Origin of the sequence: Streptococcus sp. 1055 (assembly GCF_013276815.1) — a bacterium.
GTDB classification, from domain to species: domain Bacteria; phylum Bacillota; class Bacilli; order Lactobacillales; family Streptococcaceae; genus Streptococcus; species Streptococcus pseudopneumoniae.
Map to the genome: position 1 here is coordinate 1 of NZ_VMLT01000171.1, position 5,401 is coordinate 5,401.

The following is a 5,401-nucleotide window of genomic DNA, read 5'->3' on the forward strand; positions in this document are numbered from 1 at the left end:
CTGCTGACAGCCTTCACCTAGGCCACCTTGTCGCAATCTTGACAAGTCGTCGCTTGCAACTAGCAGGTCACAAACCTTATGCGCTCGTTGGCGGTGCTACAGGTCTCATCGGAGATCCGTCCTTCAAAGATGCTGAGCGTAGTCTCCAAACAAAAGACACAGTAGATGGCTGGGTCAAGTCTATCCAAGGACAACTTTCTCGTTTTCTTGACTTTGAAAATGGCGAAAATAAAGCTGTCATGGTCAACAACTACGACTGGTTTGGCAGCATCAGCTTCATTGACTTCCTCCGTGACATTGGAAAATACTTCACGGTCAACTACATGATGAGTAAGGAATCTGTTAAAAAACGGATTGAAACAGGGATTTCTTACACTGAGTTTGCTTACCAAATCATGCAAGGTTACGACTTCTTCGTCCTTAACCAAGACCACAATGTCACTCTTCAAATCGGTGGTTCTGACCAGTGGGGAAATATGACAGCTGGTACTGAATTACTTCGTCGTAAGGCGGACAAGACTGGTCACGTTATCACAGTTCCGCTTATCACAGATGCTACTGGTAAGAAGTTTGGTAAATCAGAAGGAAACGCAGTCTGGCTCAATCCTGAAAAGACTTCTCCATACGAAATGTACCAATTCTGGATGAATGTGATGGACGCTGACGCTGTTCGCTTCTTGAAAATCTTTACTTTCTTATCCCTTGAAGAGATTGAAGACATCCGTAAACAATTTGAAGCTGCTCCACACGAACGCTTGGCTCAAAAAGTCTTGGCTCGTGAAGTTGTTACACTTGTTCACGGAGAAGAAGCCTACAAAGAAGCCCTCAACATCACTGAGCAACTCTTTGCAGGAAACATCAAAAATCTTTCTGTCAAAGAGCTCAAACAAGGACTTCGTGGAGTACCAAACTACCAAGTTCAAGCAGATGAAAATCACAATATCGTGGAACTGCTCGTCTCATCTGGTGTGGTTAACTCAAAACGCCAAGCCCGTGAAGACGTCCAAAACGGAGCTATCTACGTAAATGGCGACCGCATCCAAGACCTTGACTATGTCTTGAGCGACGCAGATAAGTTAGAGAATGAACTGACTGTTATCCGTCGTGGGAAGAAAAAATACTTCGTATTGACTTACTAAACTATTCAACCTTTATCTATAAAAAAAAGGAGTTAGCCTCGAGAAAGGTAACTCCTTTTTGCTGTTAATAACTCTCATCTATCTATTTTTAATAGACAGGCTACGCAGGACTATGCGTAAGGTTGTTAGATTATGTAAGATAGAGAGATTTGAAGGACTGAGCCAATTAAACAAGCCAAAGCCAATCAAACTACTATTTACGACAACGGTATCTTGAATATTCTTCTTGATGAGTGTTTGCAAAGATGATGATAGCCAATCCAACTCTTGGAAGAAATCCAAACGATTATCTAACAATAAAATATCGCTCATCTGCTTAGAAATATCTGCACTCTCATTCATCACCACACCGATATCTGATAGGGTTAGAGCCGCTGAGTCATTCAATCCATCTCCAACCATCAAAATAGTGTGACCTGCTTTCTGCAGTTCCTCTACTAACTCAAATTTCCCATCAGGTTTCAAGTCTGTATAGACCTGATCAAAGGGCAAATCTTTGACTAATTCCTCTGTTCTAACCAGGGTGTCCCCTGTTGCCAGAATCAATTTTTTCCCTTGTGCCTTAAGTTTCTCCAAGGCTGCTTTTGCTTCTTTTCTCAAAGGAGTATGAATGCAGAACATTCCAATCAATTCATTCTGATAAGCCAAGAATAAGAGATTGTAGTGACTCTTGTACTCTTCAATTAAAGCATTTTGCTCCGAACTGATATGAATTTGCTCATCCTGCATTAAGACATAATTCCCAATAAGAACTGGTTGCCCATCTATATGGGATTTGATTCCCTTACTTGCGATATATTGGAGTTTCCCATGCATTTCCTCATGTTCAATTCCTTCTATCTCAGCTTGCTTGACAATGGCATTAGCGATAGGATGATAGATGTGTTCCTCAAGACAGGCACTGATTCTGAGAATATCTTCCTCACTATAGTCCCCAAAAGGTAACACCTTTTCAACTATAGGATAGCTAGTTGTGATTGTTCCCGTCTTATCAAACAAGAAAGTATCAACTTCCAGATATTTCTCCAGAACATCCCCATCCTTAATCACCATTTCACGATTCAACCCCTCCTTGATAGCTGTCAAATAAGCTACAGGAGTAGAGATTTTCAAAGCGCAGGAGAAATCGACCAATAGAAAAGAAATAGCCTTAGAAAAAGAACCTGTTAATAGGTAAGTCAGCCCAGCCCCCAAGAAATTATATTTGACGACCTTGTCCGCCATCTTGATGAAATAGCGTTGTTTCGTTTTCTTGTTTTCTTCATCAACTCAATCAGCTGTAAAATCCGGCTGTTCATCTGATTATCGGTTACACGAATGCGTAACTCTCCAGTTTCTAAAACTGTATTTGCACAAACCAAATCAGACTCTCTTTTTTCAACTGGAAAACTCTCTCCCGTCAAGGAACTTTCGTTGACCATACCTAAACCTGAAACTACTTGTCCATCAAACAGAATTTCATTTCCTTGAGATAGGACCAAGATATCTCCTATTTGAACATCGGAACTCTTGATACTAACAACCGTATCGCCCTGTACTAGGAATACATCGCTCTCTTTTGCAAGAAGACTCTGTTCTAAATCTGTTGCAGTTTTTTTCAAGGACCATTGATCTAAATGATTCCCCAAATCAAGCATAAACATGATATTACTTGCCGTCTTGGATTGATTCATAAACAAGGACAATAAAATAGCCGAACAGTCCAAGACCTCCATCGTTAGTTCCTTACGCGCTAGGGTTTGATAGGCTTCTCTAACATAACCCAAAGCCTGATAACAAGTCCATATATAGCGAATAGGATACGGCACAAAACTACGAAAAAGTATACGCTTAATCGCTGCACCTGAAACAATAGAATAAGCACTCTCTTCTCTACGAATGGGAAGAGTCATCAACTCAGAAACTTTCCCTTTATCAATTCTTTTTAAAAAGGCTTCTGCATTGTCTAATACAGAGAAGCCTTCTTTTATGCGTAGAGTAAAGTGCTGTTGATCCATGTAAAACTGGATAGACTCAATCCCCTTTTCATCTCTCACCAAGGAACGAAGATAGTCTTGAATATCCAAGGTGAGTGAAAAAGAAGATGATAGTCGGATATGTTGGTATCCTCTATGTAGCACTTTAAAAGACATATTATTCCCCTATAAGGCTATCTAATTGCTCTTCTTTTTTCTCTTGCTCATACAAATATTTGGCATCTTGCAAGACATCGTCTCCATGTTGCTTCACAACAGAAACAGATGCATCTAGCCCGTCTTTCAACTTGTAAGCCTTAGCCAAAGCTTTAGAATAACCTTTTTTAGCTTCCTTACTTGCCAAGATTTTCAAACCAAGGGTACCAAATGCGACACCACCCAAAAAGAGTGATGATTTTTTCGCAACTTTTGCAACGGTTAATACTTCTTTTAACATACTTATTTCCTCCTTATCATTATTATATAGCATTTTGGATATAAAAGCAATTTAATTTTGGTACTTTGAAAAGTAATGATACTACTATTTAATCCTATTACAAATCATCCTAAAGTTGCTTTCACTGGTCTCTTTTGATACACTTAAACTATGAATACAAACCTCAAACCTAAACTCCAGCGTTTTGCTTCTGCGACTGCCTTTTCCTGTCCTATTTGTCAAGAAAATCTGACTCTGCTAGAAACTAGTTTCAAGTGCTACAACCGTCATTCTTTTGACTTGGCGAAATTTGGCTATGTCAATCTGGCACCTCAAATCAAGCAATCTGCCAACTACGACAAGGAAAACTTTCAAAATCGCCAACAAATCCTAGAAGCCGGCTTTTACCAAGCTATTTTAGATACTGTATCTGACTTGCTTGCAAGCTCAAAAACTACCACAACAATTTTGGATATCGGTTGTGGTGAAGGATTCTACTCTCGAAAACTCCAAGAAAGGCATCCTGAAAAAACCTTCTATGCCTTTGACATCTCCAAAGATTCAGTCCAAATCGCTGCCAAGAGCGAACCCAACTGGGCAGTCAATTGGTTCGTTGGCGACTTGGCTCGTCTTCCTATAAAAGACACCAGCATGGATATCCTACTAGATATCTTTTCACCTGCCAACTATGGAGAATTTCGTCGCGTTTTATCCAAAGACGGTATCTTGATCAAGGTTATCCCAACTGAAAATCACCTCAAGGAAATCCGTCAGAAGGTACAAGACCAGCTGACAAACAAGGACTATTCCAACCAAAATATCAAAAATCATTTCCAAGAACACTTTACCATCCTATCTAACCAAACTGCCTCTCTGACTAAGACTATCACAGTAGAACAACTCCAAGCCCTACTCAGTATGACTCCTCTCCTCTTTCACGTTGACCAGAGCAAGATTGACTGGAGCCAACTGACAGAGATTACTATTGAGGCTGAGATTCTGGTTGGGAAAGCATTCTAAACTAGACTTCCCAAAGGTATAAAACTTACCGAAAATCTTCAATATTACAAAAACGCATAAGAACAGGTGGTCAAAACCTTAATCTTATGCGTTTTGTTATGCAAAAATCACTGGAGTTTCTATACACATTAAGTGGAAATAGTTGAAATCAGTTCTTTTAATAACCATTGAATACCATATAGTACATTTACCCCAAATATGATATAGGCCGTATAAATCAAGTATTTCGATTTCTCCCGTCTCAAAGAATAGATCTTGTACAAGATAAACAAATTTAAAATAATAAATAATAGAGACAAAATCTTCCTCCAAAAATCAATCCTAAAGGTACACAGCTAAGCATATCCCTAAACTTTATTTTCGATTCGAGATAACAAACTTATCAATAAATAGCAAGTGATATAATGCAAGTGTAATTCCAAATAAGCACCCATGATAAGAGATTTCTTGATGGGTAAGGGGGAAAAGAGTATCATTACCCGCCAAGAGGCAGGTCAAAATAACAAATAAAATCCAAAATAAATCCGTCCATTTATATTTTGAAAAATATTTTTTCCACATAAAAACACCTTCTTTCCTACAATTATATTATAATACTTTATGTAAGCGAATACAAGAGATATGAGGTAATCAACTACGAAGAAGCATGAGGTTGAAGACAGTAAAAATCAGCATTTAAAGCCTTCACTGTATCTATAATTTCCCTATTTTTAGACAGGATTGACTAAAATCCACAACATTTAAAAAAGCGAATTTCAATCGAAACTCGCTTGTTTACAAAATATATTCGTATAAATTTGTATCTTATACTCAATGAAAATCAAAGAGTAAACTAGGAAGCTAGCCGCAGG

Annotated in this window: 4 protein-coding genes and 1 pseudogene; 2 read left to right on the top strand and 3 right to left on the bottom strand. The window is 38.6% G+C overall.

The genetic code is table 11. The annotated features are described in order from the left end of the window. A partial coding sequence (tyrS, locus tag HT699_RS11425) for a tyrosine--tRNA ligase (protein ID WP_172934386.1) occupies window positions 1-1,139 on the top strand: 1,139 nt, incomplete at its 5' end. A 78-nt stretch (window positions 1,140-1,217) separates the two neighbouring features. Here the strand turns inward: tyrS and HT699_RS11430 are convergent. Together HT699_RS11430 and HT699_RS11435 are read right to left on the bottom strand one after the other, a co-directional pair. Continuing rightward, window positions 1,218-3,271 (bottom strand): annotated as a pseudogene (locus HT699_RS11430) (heavy metal translocating P-type ATPase). A gap of 1 nt (window position 3,272) precedes the next feature. Next, complete coding sequence (locus HT699_RS11435) at window positions 3,273-3,551, bottom strand: DUF6110 family protein (RefSeq protein ID WP_000910910.1); 279 nt, start codon at window positions 3,549-3,551, stop codon at window positions 3,273-3,275. A 150-nt stretch (window positions 3,552-3,701) separates the two neighbouring features. Between HT699_RS11435 and HT699_RS11440 the strand changes: the two genes are divergently transcribed. Continuing rightward, entirely contained in the window at window positions 3,702-4,550 is an 849-nt protein-coding gene (locus tag HT699_RS11440) for a putative RNA methyltransferase (RefSeq protein ID WP_172934387.1), read from the top strand. Between the two features lie 354 nt (window positions 4,551-4,904). On the opposite strand, the gene HT699_RS11945 is transcribed toward HT699_RS11440, so the two are convergent. Next, window positions 4,905-5,111: a hypothetical protein gene (locus HT699_RS11945; RefSeq protein WP_000265675.1), complete on the bottom strand. Its 207-nt coding sequence runs from the start codon at window positions 5,109-5,111 to the stop codon at window positions 4,905-4,907. Between the last annotated feature and the right edge of the window lie 290 nt (window positions 5,112-5,401).